Here is a 15,632-nt window from a genome sequence, read left to right on the forward strand (position 1 = left end):
TTTGCCGCTCCTTCGTCCGTCAGGCGCGTTGATCGAATTTAGTCTTCTTCGTCTCTGTCGCAGAAGATGTCGTAAATCACGGAGATGACCCTGCGGACGTCATCGTTCGCGAGACTGTAGTAGATCGTTTTGCCGTCCCGACGCGTCGTCACGAGGTCCTCGAGCCTCAACCGAGCGAGCTGTTGCGAAACGCTCGCCTGACGAAGCGACAAAATGTTTTCAAGCTCGGTGACGGACCTCTCGCGCTCCGCCAGCAGGCAGAGCAGGAGCAGCCGGCTTTCGTGAGAGAGCGCCTTCAGAAAGTCGCTGGCGTCCCGTGCATTCCGCATGAGCGCGTCGAGCTCAGGCGACACTTCCGGACCGTCGCGGAGCTCGTCCTCGATCCTGGCCGAAACGATTGCTGGCATTCGGAGAGTCCTTGATCAGTCCATACGGGGAGCGGCTGAGAGGCGGCCGGTCAACGTGGCGAGCTCAGTCCAGAAGAAGTCTTTGCCAGGGTACCCGGTCAGTCGACCGACTTCCCGTTGATTGTCCACCAGCACGAAAGTGGGCGTGATCCTCACATGCTGAGCGAGCATGAAACCTGCCGAGTCCTGTTGCCGGATGTCGACGCGCCGTAGCGGCGCACGCCGACCTTCCTCCGACCTCTGGTAGCCCTCGGCCACCTCGGTCTCGAAACGCTGACACCACACGCATCCCGGCTGGTCGAACATGACGAGCTCCGCGGCGCGCGCGCCAGCGTTCGCGAACAGCCACCCGATCACAAGAACGAGCGCCACGATTGGGAATCTGAGATCTAACGCCATGGTTGATATATAAACGCATACGAATATGAATTCTACTCTGCGAGCCGAACGGACGTTTGGCCTGCTGGGAGGTAATGAATGGCTCTCGACGTGAGCCTTGTCGGCGCGGCCGCCGCCGGCGCGCTTTCTTTCGTTTCGCCCTGCGTTCTGCCGCTCACGCCGGCCTATCTCGGCTTCATCAGTGGCGCTGCGACGCCCGAGCAGATCGAGCGGGAGCGATTGAAGGTGTTCGCTCTTGCGCTCGCTTTCGTCGGCGGCTTCTCGACCGTCTTCATCGTGCTCGGTGCCACCGCGTCGACTCTTGGCCAGCTTGTCGCGAGCTACACGCAGCCGCTGACGATCGCGGCCGGCGCGATGCTGGTGCTCTTCGGGCTGCACTTCATGGAGATCGTCCGCATTCCTCTGCTCTATCGACAGGCGAGCGTCGGCATGGAGCGGCGACCGACCGGCCCGCTGGGCGCATATGCCGTCGGCCTCGCCTTCGGATTCGGCTGGACCCCCTGCGTTGGTCCGATCCTGGCGGCGATCCTAATGGTGGCCGGCTCTGAACAGACGGCATGGCGTGGCGCGGCGCTGCTTGCGGCTTACTCGGTCGGCATCGGCCTGCCGTTCCTGCTCGCCGCGCTGTTCATGGGGGCGTTCCTGCGCTGGTCGCGCGCGCTCAGATCGCGGCTCGGGTTGATCGAGAAAGCGTCGGGAGCGCTGCTGATCCTGACCGGGCTCGCTTTCATCGGGGGGTGGGTGCCGATCGCCGCCGGCTGGCTGCTCGAGACGTTCCCCGGCCTGGCCGAGATTGGATGAGGAGACGCGTCGTGGTTGGTCGTGCTGAATTCGACAGAAGGTTGATCCTTGGTCTCGGCGCCGGAACTGCTCTCGTTACGGCGACAGGGGCCCGGGCCGCGGCAGTGCTTGGCGACGATGGCAACTACGCCCAGGATTGGTACCTCGACAGCTTCCTCGACCTCGCCGAGGACGCCGAGGCTGCGCAGGCTGCCGGGAAGCGTTTCGCCGTCCAATGGGGCATGCGCGGCTGCCCTGCCTGCAAGCGCCTCCACACCACATATTTCGCGAAGCCCGATATCGAAACGTTCGTTCGAGAGAGATTCGAGCTCATGCACCTCGACACGTTCGGATCCCGAGAGGTGACGGACATCGACGGCGAGCGTCTCGGCGAAAAAGCGATGGCCGCAAAGCGCGCCGTGAGAACGACCCCGACGTTCCAGTTCTTCGCGCCCCGAGACGGCAAGGTCGCCGAGGTTGCGCGGATGCCCGGTCTTCTGGGCGAAAAGGATTTTCTCGAGATGTTCCGGTTCGTCGCAGAGGGCGCCTACGCGGATGGCTCGTTCGAAGACTGGTTGCGGAAGCGGCAGGCCGGGTGACGGCCAGCCGCGCCCTTTGGCAGAGCTACTTGTTCACCGGCGACTCCGGATCGAACAGGTAAGCTGTCACATCCTTCATCTGCTTTTCGTTCAGCACATGGTTCGTGCCGAAGCGTGGCATGTTCGAACAGGCGAGCACCGCCTGGGCGTCGAAGATCTTGGCGTAGGTCGCCTTGGCCGCCTCATCCGTGAACTTGAACGTCTTGCCATAGCCCTTCAGGCTCGGCCCCAGCGTCCCATAGCTCGTTTCCTTGGGGTCGAGCTGATGGCAGGCGTAGCAGTTGCCGCCGGCCTCCGTTCCCGCAGGATCGCTGAACTGGAAGCCGCGGCCGTTCTGGGCGACCTTTTCGCCCGCCTTCCAGTCGCCCAGCACCTTGCCGTCATCAGGCATTTTGACCTTGGCCTTCTCGGCCTCGACGATCTTGTCCGCCTGCTGTTCGGACGGCTGGTTGCGCGTCTCCGTGCAGATGCGCTGGGCCTCGTCCATTTTGAGGCGATCGTCCCAACCCTCCGGCAGGTTGGTGAAGCTCGACGTCACGGTCTTCTCGACGCGAGCGGCGTCGACGGACGACACGCTGTCGGCGGCGAGCGCAGGCGCGGCCAGAGCCAGAGCGACCAGCCCGATGATAAGGTTCTTCATGATCAGGGCTCCCGACGTCAGCGCTTGATCGAGGGCACTTTGAGCTCGCCCCCTTCAGCGTTCTTGTTGAGGTAGAGGGTGATCGCCGTGACTGCCTCGGAGCCGTATCCCGGAGCCGGCATGCGCATCTGGCGGTAGCAGTCCCAGAGGCGGTGCTGCATCGTGCGCGTGGCGCTCTGCGAAACACGGTAGGTCGGCCAACTCCCCATCGACGCCTGGGCAGACTTGTTGGGGACGTCGAACTGCGGCAGGTCTGTCGTGCGGATGCGCTTGTTGGCCGCCCCGTGGCAGGTCGCGCACGAGAAGTCCATGACCGCCGAGCGGCGGAAGAACAGCGCTTCGCCGATTTCGTAGAGCTCTTTCTCCTTCGGATGCGCGAGGGGAGCCTCAATCTTCATTCCGCTCGACTTGTTGGCGATGAAGGCGACGAGGTCTTCCATGTCGGAGCCTCGGCCGGGGCCGGAAAACGGCTTCGCGCGGATGCCTTTGGTGTCGAATGCTTGGACCTTCTCCATGCACCACAGCAGCCGCTGCTCCAGATCCATGACCTGGTCGGCGTCCTTGAAGTAGCGGGGGAGCTTCGCGTAGGCACCATCCAAGACGCCGGGGCCCTCACCGAGATCGCAGGTCTCGAGCGACACGTTCTTCTCGCCGCGCGCCTCCGACCAGAGCGCTTCGCCACGATCGACGTTCAGGAAGCCAGGATTGGCCATCGGGTCGTCGATCATCTTGCGGTAGCGCTCGATCTCCGCAGCGCTCGTCGAGCTGTTGGTGTTGCTACCGTCCTGAGCGGACCCTAGTCCGGTAAAGCTCAACGTCAGCGCGATCGCGCCGACGCCCAGCAGGGCGGCGCCGATGGCCTTCGATCTCATGTTTCGTCCCCATGCATTTTGTTTTTGACGACCCACCGCATCCGGCCGGTCAGGGAGTCCACCTGCACCGATCGAGTCCGTCAGCGGACTTTTCGATCGGCCGATACGCGACTTTACATTCAAAAAACTCTATATCACAATATGTCCAATTCGGTCGAGGGGCATATGGCGCTCGATCGAAAATAACAACGATAATTCAGAGCCTTACGGATGCGTATGGCTGGGAGGAATCGCATGATGCTGTTCGAGCGGGCCCATTCCCGTAGGGAGGCGCTGCGCGTTGCAGCCATCTCCGCCGCAGTCGCCGCGCTAACGCCACAGCTCGCCTTCGCGAAATCGGAGGACGTCAAGGCCGAGATCGACAAGCTCTACGGCGGCAAGGAAATGACGGCGGGCAAGCTGAAGCTCGACATGCCAGAGATCGCCGAGAACGGCCTCGTGGTGCCCATCAACATCGAGGTCGAAAGCCCCATGACGGAGGCGGACTACGTCAAGTCCGTCAGCGTTTTCGCCGAGGGCAATCCCTTTCCCCGGGTCCTGACCTACCACTTCACGCCGGCCTGCGGCCGCGCGGCTGCATCCCTGCGGATGCGCCTCGCCCAGACGCAGAACGTCATCGCCGTCGCCGAGACGTCAACCGGCCAACTCTACACGGCGAAGTCCGAAGTGAAGGTCACGATCGGCGGCTGCGGCGGCTGACGCCGCGCCCCGATTTAACAAGAACCCGAGACAAAGGAGCGATCAGATGGCCAAGACTTCAGCCCGTGTCCGTGTGCCGCCGAAGGCGAAGAAGGACGAGATCATCGAGGTAAAGACGCTGGTTTCCCACGAGATGGAAAGCGGCGTTCGCAAGGATTCCGCGGGCAAGATCGTGCCGCGCGACATCATCAACAAGTTCACCGCGGCCTTCAACGGCAAGGTGGTGTTCGAGGCGGAGTGGTTCCCGTCCGTCTCGGCAAATCCTTACCAGGCGTTTTTCTTTAAGGCCCAGGAGTCGGGCGAGTTCGCTTTCACCTGGAAAGACGACAACGGCGAAGAGACGACGGCGAAGGCCAAGCTCGAAGTCGCCTGAGCATCAGAACTCGCATTGCGACGCCTGACGCCGCGCCCGGCTGCCGCCGAGCGCGAGCGGTAAGTCGCGCCTCGAAATGGAGAGAGCCTCTCTCATGATATCTCGCCGAGAATTCGTCATCGCCGCCTCCGCCGCCGCATCGCTAACGGCCGCGTCTGGACGTAGCCTGGCCCAGGTCGCATCGAGCGGAAAGCTCACGCAGGACGACCTTCTCCGCTTCGATGCGGCAGGCAAGGTGACGCTGCTCCACATCACCGACACGCATGCGCAGCTTAACCCAATCTATTTTCGCGAACCTTCGGTCAATCTCGGCGTCGGCGAGACAAAAGGCCTCCCGCCTCACGTCACCGGGACGTCGTTCCTTGACCAGTTCAAGATCAAGCCGGACAGCCCCGAAGCCTATGCGCTGACGAGCGAGGACTTCGTATCGTTGGCGAAGGCCTATGGACGCATGGGCGGCTTCGACCGCATCGCGACCCTCGTGAAGGCAATTCGCGCCGAGCGCGGCGAGGACAATGTGCTTCTCCTGGCCGGCGGCGACGAGATGCAGGGGAGCTGGACGTCGCTGAAGACCCAAGGCGAGGACGTGCTACAGGCGCTCAAAGCTCTGAAGCTCGACGCGATGGTGGGCCACTGGGAGTTCACCTATGGCGCAGATCGCGTGAAGGAGATCGCCGAAGCCGGTCCCTTCGCCTTTCTGGCCCAGAACATCCGCAGCCTCGAATGGCAGGAAGAGGTGTTTCCCGCAGCCAAAGTGTTCGAGCGTGGCGGCGCCCAGATCGCAGTGATCGGTCAGGCCTATCCGCGAACGCCGATCGCCAACCCGCGCTGGATGATCCCGGACTGGGAATTCGGCCTGCGTGAGGACGACCTACGGAAGCAGATCGAGACCGTGCGGTCCGGAGGGGCCGACGTCGTCGTCCTGCTTTCCCACAACGGCTTCGACGTCGACCGCAAAATGGCCGGCCGGGTGAAGGGGATCGACGTGATCCTCACTGCGCACACCCACGACGCCATCCCGACCGCGGTCGAGGTCGACAAGACCCTTCTGATCGCCTCTGGGTCGCATGGCAAGTTCCTGTCGAGGCTCGACCTCGATGTGAAGGACGGCAAGGTTGCGGGCTATCGCTTCGGTCTGATCCCGGTGTTCTCGGACGCGATCACGCCGGACGCCGAAATGTCGAAGCTCATCGCCGACTCTCGCGCTCCATATTCTGCGGAACTCGCGCGAGAGATCGGGCGGACCGAGAGCGTCCTTTATCGCCGGGGCAATTTCAACGGCACGCTCGACGACGTCATCTGCCAGGCGATGATCGAGCAGCGTGATGTCGAGATCGCTCTTTCTCCGGCGTTCCGATGGGGCACCAGCTTGCTGCCGGGAGATCCGATCACCTTCGAGGCGATCTCGAACGCGACCGCGGTGACCTATCCGAGTTGCTACCGCAACACGATGACGGGCAAGCAGTTCAAGGACGTGCTCGAGGACGTCGCCGACAACATCTTCAATCCTGACCCGTACTTCCAGGGCGGCGGCGACATGGTGCGCCTTGGGGGCGTCGGCTACGCGATCAACGTCGCGCAGCCGATTGGCAAGCGCATCTCGAACCTGACCCTGCTCAAGTCGGGCGCGCCGATCGAGGCCGACAAGTCCTACACGGTCGCGGGCTGGGCGAGCGTCAACCAGAACGTCGAAGGCCCGCCGATTTGGGAAGTGGTCGAGCGCTACGTCGCCGACCGCAAGACCATCAAGGTCGAACCCAACGACGCCATCAAGGTCACGGGCGCATGACGCGACCATCGATCCAAGGAGACAGCGCGATGAGCGAACCCGCAACGCTCAGCCGACGACGCTTGCTCAATCTCGGCCTCGCAGGCGCCGGAGCCGCCGCCGTCGCGCCCACGCTCGCCGCGGCGCAAACGCCCGACCCGCTGATCGTCGAGCGACAGGAGTGGACTCAGTATCTCGGCGAGGGCGTCAATGCGAAGCCGTACGGCGTCCCGTCGAAGTTCGAGAAGGAGGTGGTGCGCCGTGAGGTCGAGTGGCTGACCGCCAGCCGTCAGAGTTCGGTGTCGTTCACTCCGCTTCACGCTCTGGACGGCGTCATTACGCCGAACGGGCTCTGCTTCGTCCGTCATCACGGCGGCGAGGCCGAGATCGATCCGGCGAAGCACCGCTTCATGATCAACGGCATGGTGGACAAGCCGCTCGTCTTCACAATGGAGGACATCAAGCGGATGCCGGGACGCGTGAACCGCGTCTACTTCCTCGAATGCGCCGCCAACAGCGGCATGGAGTGGCGTGGCGCCCAGCTCAATGGGTGCCAGTTCACCCACGGCATGATCCACAACGTGGTCTACACGGGCGTTCCGTTGAAGGCGTTCCTGAACGAGGCCGGCGTCAGCCCGAAGGGCAAGTGGGTGCTGGCGGAAGGCGCCGACGCCTCTGTGATGACGCGGTCGATCCCGCTCGAAAAGGCGATGGACGACTGCCTTGTCGCCTGGGCCATGAACGGCGAGGCGTTGCGGCCCGAGCAGGGTTACCCGCTTCGCCTCGTCGTCCCGGGCTGGGAAGGCAACATGTGGATCAAGTGGCTGCGCCGCGTCGAGATCGGCGATCAGCCATGGGCGCAGCGCGAGGAAACGTCGAAGTACACTGACCTGCTCGCGGACGGCCGCTCGCGCCAGCATACCTTCCTGATGGACGCCAAGTCCGTCGTCACCAATCCGAGTCCCCAAGCCCCCCTGAAGTCCAAGGGCCCGAACGTGATCTCGGGGGTCGCCTGGTCGGGGCGCGGGGCCATCACTCGCGTCGACGTATCGATCGACGGCGGCAAGAACTGGCGATCGGCGCGCATCGAGGGACCAACCTTCCCGCGGGCCATGGCGCGCTTCTACGCGGACTTCGACTGGAATGGGCAGGAGTTGCTGCTGCAGTCGCGGGCCATGGACGACAGCGGCTACGTCCAGCCGACAAAGGACGAGCTCCGCAAAGTCCGCGGCACCAATTCGATCTACCACAACAACGGCATCCAGACCTGGCTGGTGCGTCCGGACGGGAGCGCAGAAAATGTCGAAGTCAGCTAAGGCGGCAGCGCTCTTCGCTGTAGCTCTCGCCATACCGTTCGCCGCGGCGGCAGCCGAAAAGACAGGTCTTGGGCGTCCGGCCCTGCCTGAAGAGGTCAAGGCCTGGGATATCGACGTCCGACCCGATGGCCTCGGCCTTCCCGATGGCAAGGGATCTGTCTCCGAGGGCGAAGCGCTCTTCCAGACCAAATGCTCAGCCTGCCACGGCGAGTTCGGCGAGGGCGCCGGGCGCTGGCCAGTTCTGGCAGGCGGAAAGGACAGCCTGAAGTCAGACAGGCCGGAGAAGACGGTCGGCTCGTTCTGGCCGAACACCTCGACGGTCTTCGACTACGTGCATCGCGCCATGCCCTTCGGCGACGCCCTTTCGCTCAAGCCGGACGAGGTCTACGCGCTGACCGCCTACATCATGAATCTCAACGATCTCGTGCCGAGTGACTTCGTGCTGTCGAAGGACAACTTCCCGAAGGCGCTTCCAAACGAAAAGGGCTTTTACGACGACGACCGAGAGACGACCGAAAAGTCGTTTTGGAAGAAGGACCCTTGCATGACGAACTGCAAGGAGAAGGTCGAGATTACGGGTCATGCGGCTATCCTCGATGTCACGCCCGACGACCAGAAAGACAACAAGGATGAGAAGCCGAGCGCGGGCGTCGAGTGATGTCTCAAGCCGCCCAAAGCTGAAAGCTTCAGCAGCGGTCGCGGCCTTTATGATCGCGGCACCGGCGTCGAGCTTGGTCGATAATGTCTCATCGCGCGGCGAGAGCGCCGAGGCGCGCAAGAAGACGGAGGAAGAAAACGTCGTCTGGCACCAAGCGATCACGACCGACATGCTCGCGTAGTCGTTTGTCGTCTGCCGGCCTCTCGATGCGCGTTCATCTTGCGAAGCTCGCAGGTGGAACGCTGTGCCTCGCGCTGCTTTGGATCCGGCCGGCGTCCGCTGCCGAGCTTGCGTCAGAACCGTCGCTTGGCGAAGTCGTCGCGAGCCGCTGTGCGGCATGTCATGCGGCCGGCTCCAGCGACGCTCGGATTCTCGATGGTCGCCCGAAGGCCGACCTGGCCGCGGCGTTGCGCGGCTTTCGCGAACGACCGGAGCCACGCAGCGTCATGGGCTCCCGGACGCGGCTGATGACGGACGCGGAGATAGACGCCGTAGCGGCCTATTTCGCGGGGCGCACGGCTGTCGAGCGGGGTCGGGAATAGCATGACACTTTCCCGCATCATCGACAGGCGACGCTTCTGCCTTGCGGCGGGGGGAACCGCTGCGCTCGTCACCGGGGTGCCGCTCGCGCTCGGCTCTCGGAGGCCACGGCTGGTCGTGGTCGGCGGCGGCGTGGGCGGCGCGACAGCCGCACGTTACGCGGCGATCTGGGGACGTGGCGCGCTCGATGTCATCCTCATCGAGCCATCCGAATCTTACGCGACCTGTTTCTTCTCCAATCTTTATCTGGGCGGACTGCGATCGTTCGACTCGCTGGTTCACGAATACGACGCGCTTGCCCGTCGACCGGGCCTCGAGCTGGTGCGCCGCTTCGCACAGAAGATCGACCGCGAAAGGCGCCAGGTCGAACTCGTCGACGGAACGGAACTGGCCTACGACAGGCTGGTGCTGTCTCCGGGCATCGAGCTCGACTACGGGTCAGTGCCTGGTTACTCACAGGCCGCTGCCGAGATCATGCCGCACGCCTGGAAAGCCGGTCCCCAGACCAAGCTGCTCAAGGCCAAGCTCGACGCCGTTCCTGACGGCGGACTGGTCGTCATGATCGCGCCGCCCAATCCCTATCGCTGCCCTCCAGGCCCCTACGAGCGTGTCTCCATGATGGCTCACGCGCTGCGCGCCGCGGGGAAGGCGAAGGCGCGCATCATCGTGCTCGACCCGAAAGACAAGTTCTCCAAGATGGCGCTGTTCCAAGAGGGCTGGGATCGGCGCTACCCGGGCGTGGTCGAATGGCAGGACCCGACGATCCACGGGGGAATCAAGGGCGTCGACGCCGTGGCGATGACGGTCGCGACCGACTTCGAGCAGCGCCGAGCGGATCTCGTGAACGTCATTCCCGCCCAGCGCGCGGGTCGGATCGCCCAGGACTCCGGGCTGACGGACGCGACTGGCTACTGCCCGATCGATCCTTCCAGCATGCGCTCGACCGTCGACCCTTCCGTCTTCGTTATCGGGGACGCCTGCATCGGCGGCGACATGCCGAAATCGGGCTTTGCGGCGAACAGCCAAGCCAAGGTCGCGGCGTTGGCCGTACTAACGGACCTCGCCGGCGCCGCAGCGCTTCCGGCGCATTACGAGAGCACCTGCTGGAGCCTCATCACGCCCACGGACTGCGTGAAGGTCGACGGGCTCTACGGAGTGCGCGACGGCAGGATCAAGGAGCTCGCCGGCTTCGTTTCAGACACCGGCGAGCCTGACGCCCTCAGGCGGCGGAACGTCGCCGAAGCGGAAGCCTGGTACGACGCGATGATCGCGGACGTCTTCGGGTGATGGTCGAAACTTTGGGAGGACCAAGATGGTCGGCGATATGAGCAGGAGGGCCGTCATGGCCGGCGTGGCGCTCGGGGGCGCGACGGTCGCCGGGAAAGCGATCGCGGCGCCAGTGCATTTGGCACTCGACGACATCAAAAAGGAGGGCGAAGTCGCTGCGCTTTACCATTGCGACTTCGGTGACGCCGCGCGGTTCGAGCAGACGCTGAACAACATCTCGAACCACTATTCGGCCTACAACGGCGATCCTTTCGCACTGCAGCTTGTGATCATCGCCCACGGCGGCGGGATCAAGTTCTTCCTCGACAATCTGGAGAACACGCAGTGGAAGGATGAGAAGCTGCCAGCGGAGCTGTTCGAGCGCGCAGCCTCGCTTTCTAAGAACGGTCTGAAGGTCCATCTCTGCGAGATCACCTTCAAGCGCAACAAGCTCGACCCTTCCCGGGCGAAGGAGGCCGATTTTATATCCTTCGTGCCGTCGGGCGTGGCGACCGTTGCTGCGCTTCAGTCGAAGGGCTTCGCCTATCTCAAGGTTGGATGACGGCGTGCGACCAAGCGCGCATGGTGCGCCAAGTTGCTGGCTCGCCAGTTCAATGTGGACTTAAGGCCTGCTTAAGGTGGGTGCGCAGTAAAACTTGGAACGCTGAATCTATCGGGAGCTTCTCATGCTTGTTCCCAGGTTTTGGACCATCGTCGCCGTGGGGGCGGCCCTATCGCTTCCCGAGCCGGCCGCCGCCGCCGACCTAGGATCGGCGATCGTCGACCAAGGCAACGGCAAGGGGGCCATGCCCTGCAAGGCGTGTCACGGACCCGCCGGCGGAGGAAACCCGGCGGCTGGCTTCCCTCGACTCGCTGGTCTTTCCCGGGACTACGTCGTCCGTCAGCTCGACGCCTACGCCGATGGCAGCCGAACTCAGCCAACGATGACGGCCATCGCGAAGGCTCTGTCACTCGAAGAACGGATGGCCGTCGCCACGTACTTCGAGGCTGCGCGAGCGCCCGCGGCAGTCGATGCCAAGCCCGGTGACGAAGCGGCGATCGCGCGCGGCGCCGACCTTGCGAGAGATGGAGATTGGTCGGAAGGGCTGCCAGCGTGCGGGCAGTGTCATGGACCTGATGGTCGAGGCGTCGCGCCGGATTTTCCTCCTCTCGCGGGTCAGTCCGAGAAATACCTCAAGGGACAGCTCGACGCCTGGAGGCAGGGCAAACGCAGCAGCGATCCGCTGCATCTCATGACCGCGATCGCAAGCAAGCTTGACGACGCGGATGTCGCGGCCGCCGCGGCCTATTACGCGAGCCTGCCGCCCAGCGCAGAAGGCGATCAGCGGTGAGAGCGTCGAGAACAGCGCATTCCGTCATGCTTGCGGCAGCAGCCTCGTTCGGCGTTGCTGGCATAGTCGCCGTGACCGCGGCCTGGGCCGATCAATCGGGCAAGCAAGCGGCGTTCATCCCGCCGACTGAAACCGAGATGCCGAAGGACGGCTTCGGCGACATGGTCGCTCTCGGGCGAGACATCTTCACCGACACCTCCAAACACGCCGGCGCTTTCGTGGGCAACGACCTCAAGTGCTCGAACTGCCATCTCGACAAGGGGCGGCTGGCCAACTCGGCCCCGCTATGGGCGGCCTACGTCGCCTATCCCGCCTTTCGGAAAAAGAACAACCACGTCAATACGTTCGAGGAGCGGCTGCAGGGCTGCTTTCAGTACAGCATGAACGGCAAGGCACCGCCGCTTGGCGACAAGACGCTCGTCGCCCTCGAGGCGTACGCCTACTGGCTGGCAAAAGGCGCCCCGACAGGCGCCGACATGGACGGACAAGGGTATCCAGACCTCAAGAAGCCGGAAGCGTTCGACGTCGCCAAGGGCGGCGAAATCTACTCCCAGAAATGTGCGCTCTGCCACGGCGCCGATGGAGCCGGCCGGAAGGCGGCAGACGGATCGGTCGCCTTTCCGCCGCTCTGGGGACCGCGCTCTTACAACTGGGGCGCGGGCATGAGTTCGATCAAGAACGCGGCCGGCTTCATCAAGGCGAACATGCCTCTCGGGCTCGGCGGCACGCTAAGCGACGAAGAGGCATGGAACGTCGCGGCCTATGTGAACACCCACGAGCGACCCCAGGACCCACGATTCAACGGTTCGGTGGCCGAGACGCGAAAGGCGCATCATGAAGGACCGTTCGAGTTCTACGGCACGGTGATCGACGGCAAGACGCTTGGGGAGAATTCGCCGGCCTTCGGGACCGTCCCGAAACAATAGTAGCGGCGCGATCAGGCCGTGCTCAGAGCGGAGACTCCCCGCACGATCATGTAGCCAGCGACGCAGAAGATCATGACGGCGAACGCAACGTTGAGCGCGCCCTTCGCCTTCGCCAGATGGCAGGCGATCTTCGTCCCGATGAGGCCGCCCAGCACCCCGCCGACGACGAACACGAACGCTAGAGGCCAGTCGACGAAACCTGAAGCCGCGTAGTTCAGCGCCGTCGTCAGACCGAACGCGCCGACGGCCACGAGCGACGATCCGATCGCCATGAGCGTCGGCATGCCCGTTGATGCCACAAGGCCCGGGACGATGAGGAAGCCGCCTCCGATCCCGAAAAATCCGGAAAACACGCCCGTGGCGGCTCCGACGCCGAGGATTTTCGGAGCCTTCTCGATCGTGCATTCAGAGTTGGAGTCGCCGACATGGCCGCGGCTCCGAAGCATCATGACGCCGATGCCGACCATGAGCACGGCGAACAGCAACAGCAGCTTTTGGCCGTCGATGGCCTTTCCGACGGTTGATCCGAGTAGCGCGCCGGCGACGCCCGCCACGCTGAACATCGCCGCGCAACGCCATTTCACGTTGCCGCAGCGCGCATGGGCGAACAGGCTCGAGCCTGCATTGGCCGCGACCGCGAGAGCGCTTGTCCCGATGGCCATGTGCGCGCTTGGAACGCCGACCAGGTAGACCATCAGCGGCACGGCGAGGATCGATCCGCCGCCGCCGAAGAGGCCAAGCGCAAGCCCGACCAAACCGCCCGAGGCGCCTCCGAGTGCGTACTGGATCGGCTCGAGCGTCATGACAAGCCGCCTACTCGGCCGCCTCGAGCGCTTTGTGCTCGGGTTTGCACATCGGCTCGCGACCCTTCAGCATTGCGTCCCAGTAGACCTTCGGAAGGACCTTCTCCTTGAGCATCCAAGCGGCCTTGGACGGCTTGAGATCGTCGATCAACCATTTCGGGAAGCTCGGCATGCGCTTCCCGCCATAGCCGAACTCGGCGAGGATCACCTTGCCGCGCTCGACGGTCAGCGGGCATGAGCCATAGCCATTGTAGACGGCGGTCTCGGACATGCTGATCGCGCCCATATCCCGCAGCAGGTTCTCGGCAACGACCGGAGCTTGCTTACGAGCCGCGGCCGCGGTCTTGGCGTTTGAAGCGCCCATCGCGTCACCGAGGCTGTAGACGTCGGGATAGCGCGTGTGCCGCAGCGTGGCCGAATCGACGTCGACCCATCCCGCTTCGTTGGCGAGCGGCGACGAACGGATGAAGTCCGGAGCGCTCTGCGGCGGCGTCACGTGGATCATGTCAAATGATCGCTCGAAGATCTGGGGCTCGCCGTCCTTCGGCGTCGCCTTGAACCATGCGCGCTTGGCCGGGCCGTCGATCCTGACGAGGTTGTGCCCGAAGCTGAGGTCGATGCCGTAGGCCTTCACGTACTCCATCAACGGGGGCACGTAATCCGCGACGCCGAAGAGCACGGGGCCGGCGTTCAGGAACTCGACCTTGGTGTTTCCGAGCGTGCCGACGTTCCGCCACTGGTCGCACGACAGGTACATCGCCTTCTGGGGCGCGCCCGCGCATTTGATCGGCATCGGGGGCTGCGTGAAGAGCGCGGTCCCGCCGCGCAAGCCCTTCACGAGTTCCCAGGTGTAGGGAGCGAGATCATAGCGGTAGTTGGATGTCACGCCGTTCTTGCCGAGCGCCTCCTCAAGCCCCTCGACGCCGGCCCAATTCAGCTTGAGGCCGGGCGCAACGACCAGCTTGCCGTAGCCGATCGACCTGCCGCTCTCGAGCGTCACGGTCTTCGCATCGGGCTCGAAGGTCGCGACCTTCTCTTTGATCCACTTCAGGCCGTTCGGAATGAGCGAGGCCATGTCCCGCTTGGTTTCTGCCGCGGAGAACACGCCTCGGCCGACCAGCGTCCATCCAGGCTGGTAATAGTGGGCGTCGGCTGGATCGATAATCGCGATATCGAGGCCCGACTTTCGGGCCAGCATGCTGGCCGCCGCCGCGATGCCCCCGGCGCCCGCTCCGACGATGACGATGTCATGCCTGCCGCCCGAGCCGCCGGTCGCGGTCGCGCCGTTGGTCGATGAGGCGGCGAGAACGGACGAGACGTCGTAGCCCGCGTCCTTCGCAAGGCGACGAATATCGTCCGCTGGGCGCCGTCCCGCTTCGGACAGCGCCCAGAGCATCGCGGTTCGCGTGCCAGACTTGCAGTAACCGAGCGTGGGCTTCGGCAGCGCTTCGAGGTCCCGGCGGAACGTCTCCGCTTCCGCAGGGCCGAGCCCCGCGACCGTAACGGGCACGTAGGCGACCGACAGGCCGGCGGCGGCCGCCGCAGTCTTGATCTCGTCGTGGCTGGGTTGGTCGGGGCCTTCGCCGTCCGGACGGTTGATCATGATCGAGCGAAAGCCGGCTGAACGAGCCTCGGCGACGTCCGCAACGGAAAGCTGGGGGCTGACCGAAAGATCGTCCGTGATCTTCTTGGCTTGCATCATCTCTCTCCCTTTCAGTTCGCCAGCTTCCGCCGGTCTCCTCAACGCGTCCTTCAGGCAGCAACTGAAGTCAGTAAGCCAGGCATTGGATCTCTCAGTGGTGCGCCATGCGCCCCCTCGAAAACGGCCTGAATGAGTTGCGGTCGTGCATCGCCATCCCGGCCAGCATCGCGGCCAGAAAGACGAGCGTTTTCGGAACGCCGAGCGAGATCGACGCGACGGCGGGCCCAGGGCACAACCCAGCCATCCCCCAGCCAACGCCGAACATCGCTGCTCCCGCTATGAGCTTGCCGTCGATCGGTCGTGTGGCAGGAAGGTGAAAATCGTCATCGAAGGCTGGTCGGTTCATCCGGCGTGCGATCTGAACTCCGACCGAAGCGACGGCTACCGCACCGCCAAGCACGAAGGCGAGGCTCGGATCCCAGTCTCCGAAGATGTCGAGGAAGCCACGCACGCGCTGCGGGTCCAGCATGCCCGACAGCGCAAGACCTAACCCGAACGTCACGCCGCTGAGACCCGCCGCAATCATCCGAGC

Annotated in this window: 18 protein-coding genes; 11 read left to right on the forward strand and 7 right to left on the reverse strand. The window is 64.0% G+C overall.

The genetic code is table 11. The annotated features are described in order from the left end of the window. Positions 1 to 38: 38 nt before the first annotated feature. Both PKE85_RS08995 and PKE85_RS09000 read right to left on the reverse strand, forming a co-directional pair. Positions 39 to 407 carry an ArsR/SmtB family transcription factor gene (locus tag PKE85_RS08995; RefSeq protein ID WP_271204403.1) on the reverse strand — a complete coding sequence of 123 codons (369 nt, stop codon included), beginning with the start codon at positions 405 to 407 and terminating at the stop codon, positions 39 to 41. A 15-nt stretch (positions 408 to 422) separates the two neighbouring features. Then, positions 423 to 779 (reverse strand): thioredoxin fold domain-containing protein, encoded by a 357-nt coding sequence (locus PKE85_RS09000; RefSeq protein ID WP_271204404.1) that lies wholly within the window; start codon positions 777 to 779, stop codon positions 423 to 425. Between the two features lie 105 nt (positions 780 to 884). Between PKE85_RS09000 and PKE85_RS09005 the strand changes: the two genes are divergently transcribed. Continuing rightward, complete coding sequence (locus PKE85_RS09005; RefSeq protein WP_271204405.1) at positions 885 to 1,607, forward strand: cytochrome c biogenesis CcdA family protein; 723 nt, start codon at positions 885 to 887, stop codon at positions 1,605 to 1,607. Between the two features lie 11 nt (positions 1,608 to 1,618). Further along, positions 1,619 to 2,185 (forward strand): SoxW family protein, encoded by a 567-nt coding sequence (locus PKE85_RS09010; protein WP_271204406.1) that lies wholly within the window; start codon positions 1,619 to 1,621, stop codon positions 2,183 to 2,185. Between the two features lie 25 nt (positions 2,186 to 2,210). On the opposite strand, the gene soxX is transcribed toward PKE85_RS09010, so the two are convergent. Together soxX and soxA are read right to left on the reverse strand one after the other, a co-directional pair. Next, on the reverse strand, positions 2,211 to 2,825 hold the full coding sequence (gene soxX / locus PKE85_RS09015) for a sulfur oxidation c-type cytochrome SoxX (RefSeq protein ID WP_271204407.1): 615 nt from the start codon (positions 2,823 to 2,825) through the stop codon (positions 2,211 to 2,213). Positions 2,826 to 2,842: 17 nt separating this feature from the next. After that, positions 2,843 to 3,697, reverse strand: coding sequence for a sulfur oxidation c-type cytochrome SoxA (gene soxA, locus PKE85_RS09020; protein WP_271204408.1), 855 nt, complete (start codon positions 3,695 to 3,697; stop codon positions 2,843 to 2,845). Positions 3,698 to 3,931: 234 nt separating this feature from the next. On the opposite strand from soxA, the gene soxY reads away from it, so the two are divergent. From soxY to PKE85_RS09065, 9 genes are all read left to right on the forward strand, one after another. Next, entirely contained in the window at positions 3,932 to 4,396 is a 465-nt protein-coding gene (gene soxY / locus PKE85_RS09025) for a thiosulfate oxidation carrier protein SoxY (protein ID WP_271204409.1), read from the forward strand. 46 nt (positions 4,397 to 4,442) lie between these two features. Further along, a complete protein-coding gene (gene soxZ / locus PKE85_RS09030) occupies positions 4,443 to 4,769 on the forward strand; it encodes a thiosulfate oxidation carrier complex protein SoxZ (RefSeq protein WP_271204410.1) in 327 nt (108 codons plus the stop codon). 94 nt (positions 4,770 to 4,863) lie between these two features. Continuing rightward, positions 4,864 to 6,558 (forward strand): thiosulfohydrolase SoxB, encoded by a 1,695-nt coding sequence (soxB, locus tag PKE85_RS09035; protein ID WP_271204411.1) that lies wholly within the window; start codon positions 4,864 to 4,866, stop codon positions 6,556 to 6,558. A gap of 29 nt (positions 6,559 to 6,587) precedes the next feature. Then, positions 6,588 to 7,853 (forward strand): sulfite dehydrogenase, encoded by a 1,266-nt coding sequence (soxC, locus tag PKE85_RS09040; protein WP_271204412.1) that lies wholly within the window; start codon positions 6,588 to 6,590, stop codon positions 7,851 to 7,853. Next, on the forward strand, positions 7,837 to 8,511 hold the full coding sequence (locus tag PKE85_RS09045; RefSeq protein ID WP_271204413.1) for a c-type cytochrome: 675 nt from the start codon (positions 7,837 to 7,839) through the stop codon (positions 8,509 to 8,511). The genes soxC and PKE85_RS09045 overlap by 17 nt, the downstream gene beginning before the upstream one ends. A 543-nt stretch (positions 8,512 to 9,054) precedes the next feature. Then, on the forward strand, positions 9,055 to 10,338 hold the full coding sequence (locus PKE85_RS09050; protein WP_271204414.1) for an NAD(P)/FAD-dependent oxidoreductase: 1,284 nt from the start codon (positions 9,055 to 9,057) through the stop codon (positions 10,336 to 10,338). A gap of 55 nt (positions 10,339 to 10,393) precedes the next feature. Next, positions 10,394 to 10,879, forward strand: a complete 486-nt coding sequence (locus PKE85_RS09055; RefSeq protein ID WP_271204415.1) for a DsrE family protein — start codon at positions 10,394 to 10,396, stop codon at positions 10,877 to 10,879. Positions 10,880 to 11,003: 124 nt separating this feature from the next. Further along, positions 11,004 to 11,669: a c-type cytochrome gene (locus PKE85_RS09060; protein WP_271204416.1), complete on the forward strand. Its 666-nt coding sequence runs from the start codon at positions 11,004 to 11,006 to the stop codon at positions 11,667 to 11,669. 26 nt (positions 11,670 to 11,695) lie between these two features. After that, on the forward strand, positions 11,696 to 12,595 hold the full coding sequence (locus PKE85_RS09065; protein WP_271204417.1) for a c-type cytochrome: 900 nt from the start codon (positions 11,696 to 11,698) through the stop codon (positions 12,593 to 12,595). An 11-nt stretch (positions 12,596 to 12,606) separates the two neighbouring features. Here the strand turns inward: PKE85_RS09065 and PKE85_RS09070 are convergent, their stop codons facing one another. The 3 genes from PKE85_RS09070 to PKE85_RS09080 all read right to left on the reverse strand — a co-directional run bounded on the left by PKE85_RS09070 (position 12,607) and on the right by PKE85_RS09080 (position 15,626). After that, on the reverse strand, positions 12,607 to 13,398 hold the full coding sequence (locus PKE85_RS09070; protein WP_271204418.1) for a sulfite exporter TauE/SafE family protein: 792 nt from the start codon (positions 13,396 to 13,398) through the stop codon (positions 12,607 to 12,609). Between the two features lie 10 nt (positions 13,399 to 13,408). After that, positions 13,409 to 15,097 carry a bifunctional protein tyrosine phosphatase family protein/NAD(P)/FAD-dependent oxidoreductase gene (locus PKE85_RS09075; protein WP_271204419.1) on the reverse strand — a complete coding sequence of 563 codons (1,689 nt, stop codon included), beginning with the start codon at positions 15,095 to 15,097 and terminating at the stop codon, positions 13,409 to 13,411. 94 nt (positions 15,098 to 15,191) lie between these two features. Beyond that, complete coding sequence (locus PKE85_RS09080) at positions 15,192 to 15,626, reverse strand: YeeE/YedE family protein (RefSeq protein WP_271204529.1); 435 nt, start codon at positions 15,624 to 15,626, stop codon at positions 15,192 to 15,194. Positions 15,627 to 15,632: the final 6 nt, after the last annotated feature.

The organism is Methylopila jiangsuensis (genome assembly GCF_027922305.1).
Taxonomy (GTDB): Bacteria; Pseudomonadota; Alphaproteobacteria; order Rhizobiales; family Methylopilaceae; genus Methylopila; species Methylopila jiangsuensis.

What these genes read in the sequence shown, in the direction of transcription:
- soxZ (WP_271204410.1), top strand. Translation starts at nt 4,443, where the DNA reads ATGGCCAAGACTTCAGCCCGTGTCCGTGTGCCGCCGAAGGCGAAGAAG.
- soxA (WP_271204408.1), bottom strand. Translation starts at nt 3,697, where the DNA reads ATGAGATCGAAGGCCATCGGCGCCGCCCTGCTGGGCGTCGGCGCGATC.
- PKE85_RS09060 (WP_271204416.1), top strand. Translation starts at nt 11,004, where the DNA reads ATGCTTGTTCCCAGGTTTTGGACCATCGTCGCCGTGGGGGCGGCCCTA.
- PKE85_RS09080 (WP_271204529.1), bottom strand. Translation starts at nt 15,626, where the DNA reads ATGATTGCGGCGGGTCTCAGCGGCGTGACGTTCGGGTTAGGTCTTGCG.
- PKE85_RS09045 (WP_271204413.1), top strand. Translation starts at nt 7,837, where the DNA reads ATGTCGAAGTCAGCTAAGGCGGCAGCGCTCTTCGCTGTAGCTCTCGCC.
- PKE85_RS09005 (WP_271204405.1), top strand. Translation starts at nt 885, where the DNA reads ATGGCTCTCGACGTGAGCCTTGTCGGCGCGGCCGCCGCCGGCGCGCTT.
- soxB (WP_271204411.1), top strand. Translation starts at nt 4,864, where the DNA reads ATGATATCTCGCCGAGAATTCGTCATCGCCGCCTCCGCCGCCGCATCG.
- PKE85_RS09070 (WP_271204418.1), bottom strand. Translation starts at nt 13,398, where the DNA reads ATGACGCTCGAGCCGATCCAGTACGCACTCGGAGGCGCCTCGGGCGGT.
- PKE85_RS09075 (WP_271204419.1), bottom strand. Translation starts at nt 15,097, where the DNA reads ATGCAAGCCAAGAAGATCACGGACGATCTTTCGGTCAGCCCCCAGCTT.
- soxY (WP_271204409.1), top strand. Translation starts at nt 3,932, where the DNA reads ATGATGCTGTTCGAGCGGGCCCATTCCCGTAGGGAGGCGCTGCGCGTT.
- PKE85_RS09050 (WP_271204414.1), top strand. Translation starts at nt 9,055, where the DNA reads ATGACACTTTCCCGCATCATCGACAGGCGACGCTTCTGCCTTGCGGCG.
- PKE85_RS09055 (WP_271204415.1), top strand. Translation starts at nt 10,394, where the DNA reads ATGGCCGGCGTGGCGCTCGGGGGCGCGACGGTCGCCGGGAAAGCGATC.
- soxX (WP_271204407.1), bottom strand. Translation starts at nt 2,825, where the DNA reads ATGAAGAACCTTATCATCGGGCTGGTCGCTCTGGCTCTGGCCGCGCCT.
- PKE85_RS08995 (WP_271204403.1), bottom strand. Translation starts at nt 407, where the DNA reads ATGCCAGCAATCGTTTCGGCCAGGATCGAGGACGAGCTCCGCGACGGT.
- PKE85_RS09065 (WP_271204417.1), top strand. Translation starts at nt 11,696, where the DNA reads ATGCTTGCGGCAGCAGCCTCGTTCGGCGTTGCTGGCATAGTCGCCGTG.
- soxC (WP_271204412.1), top strand. Translation starts at nt 6,588, where the DNA reads ATGAGCGAACCCGCAACGCTCAGCCGACGACGCTTGCTCAATCTCGGC.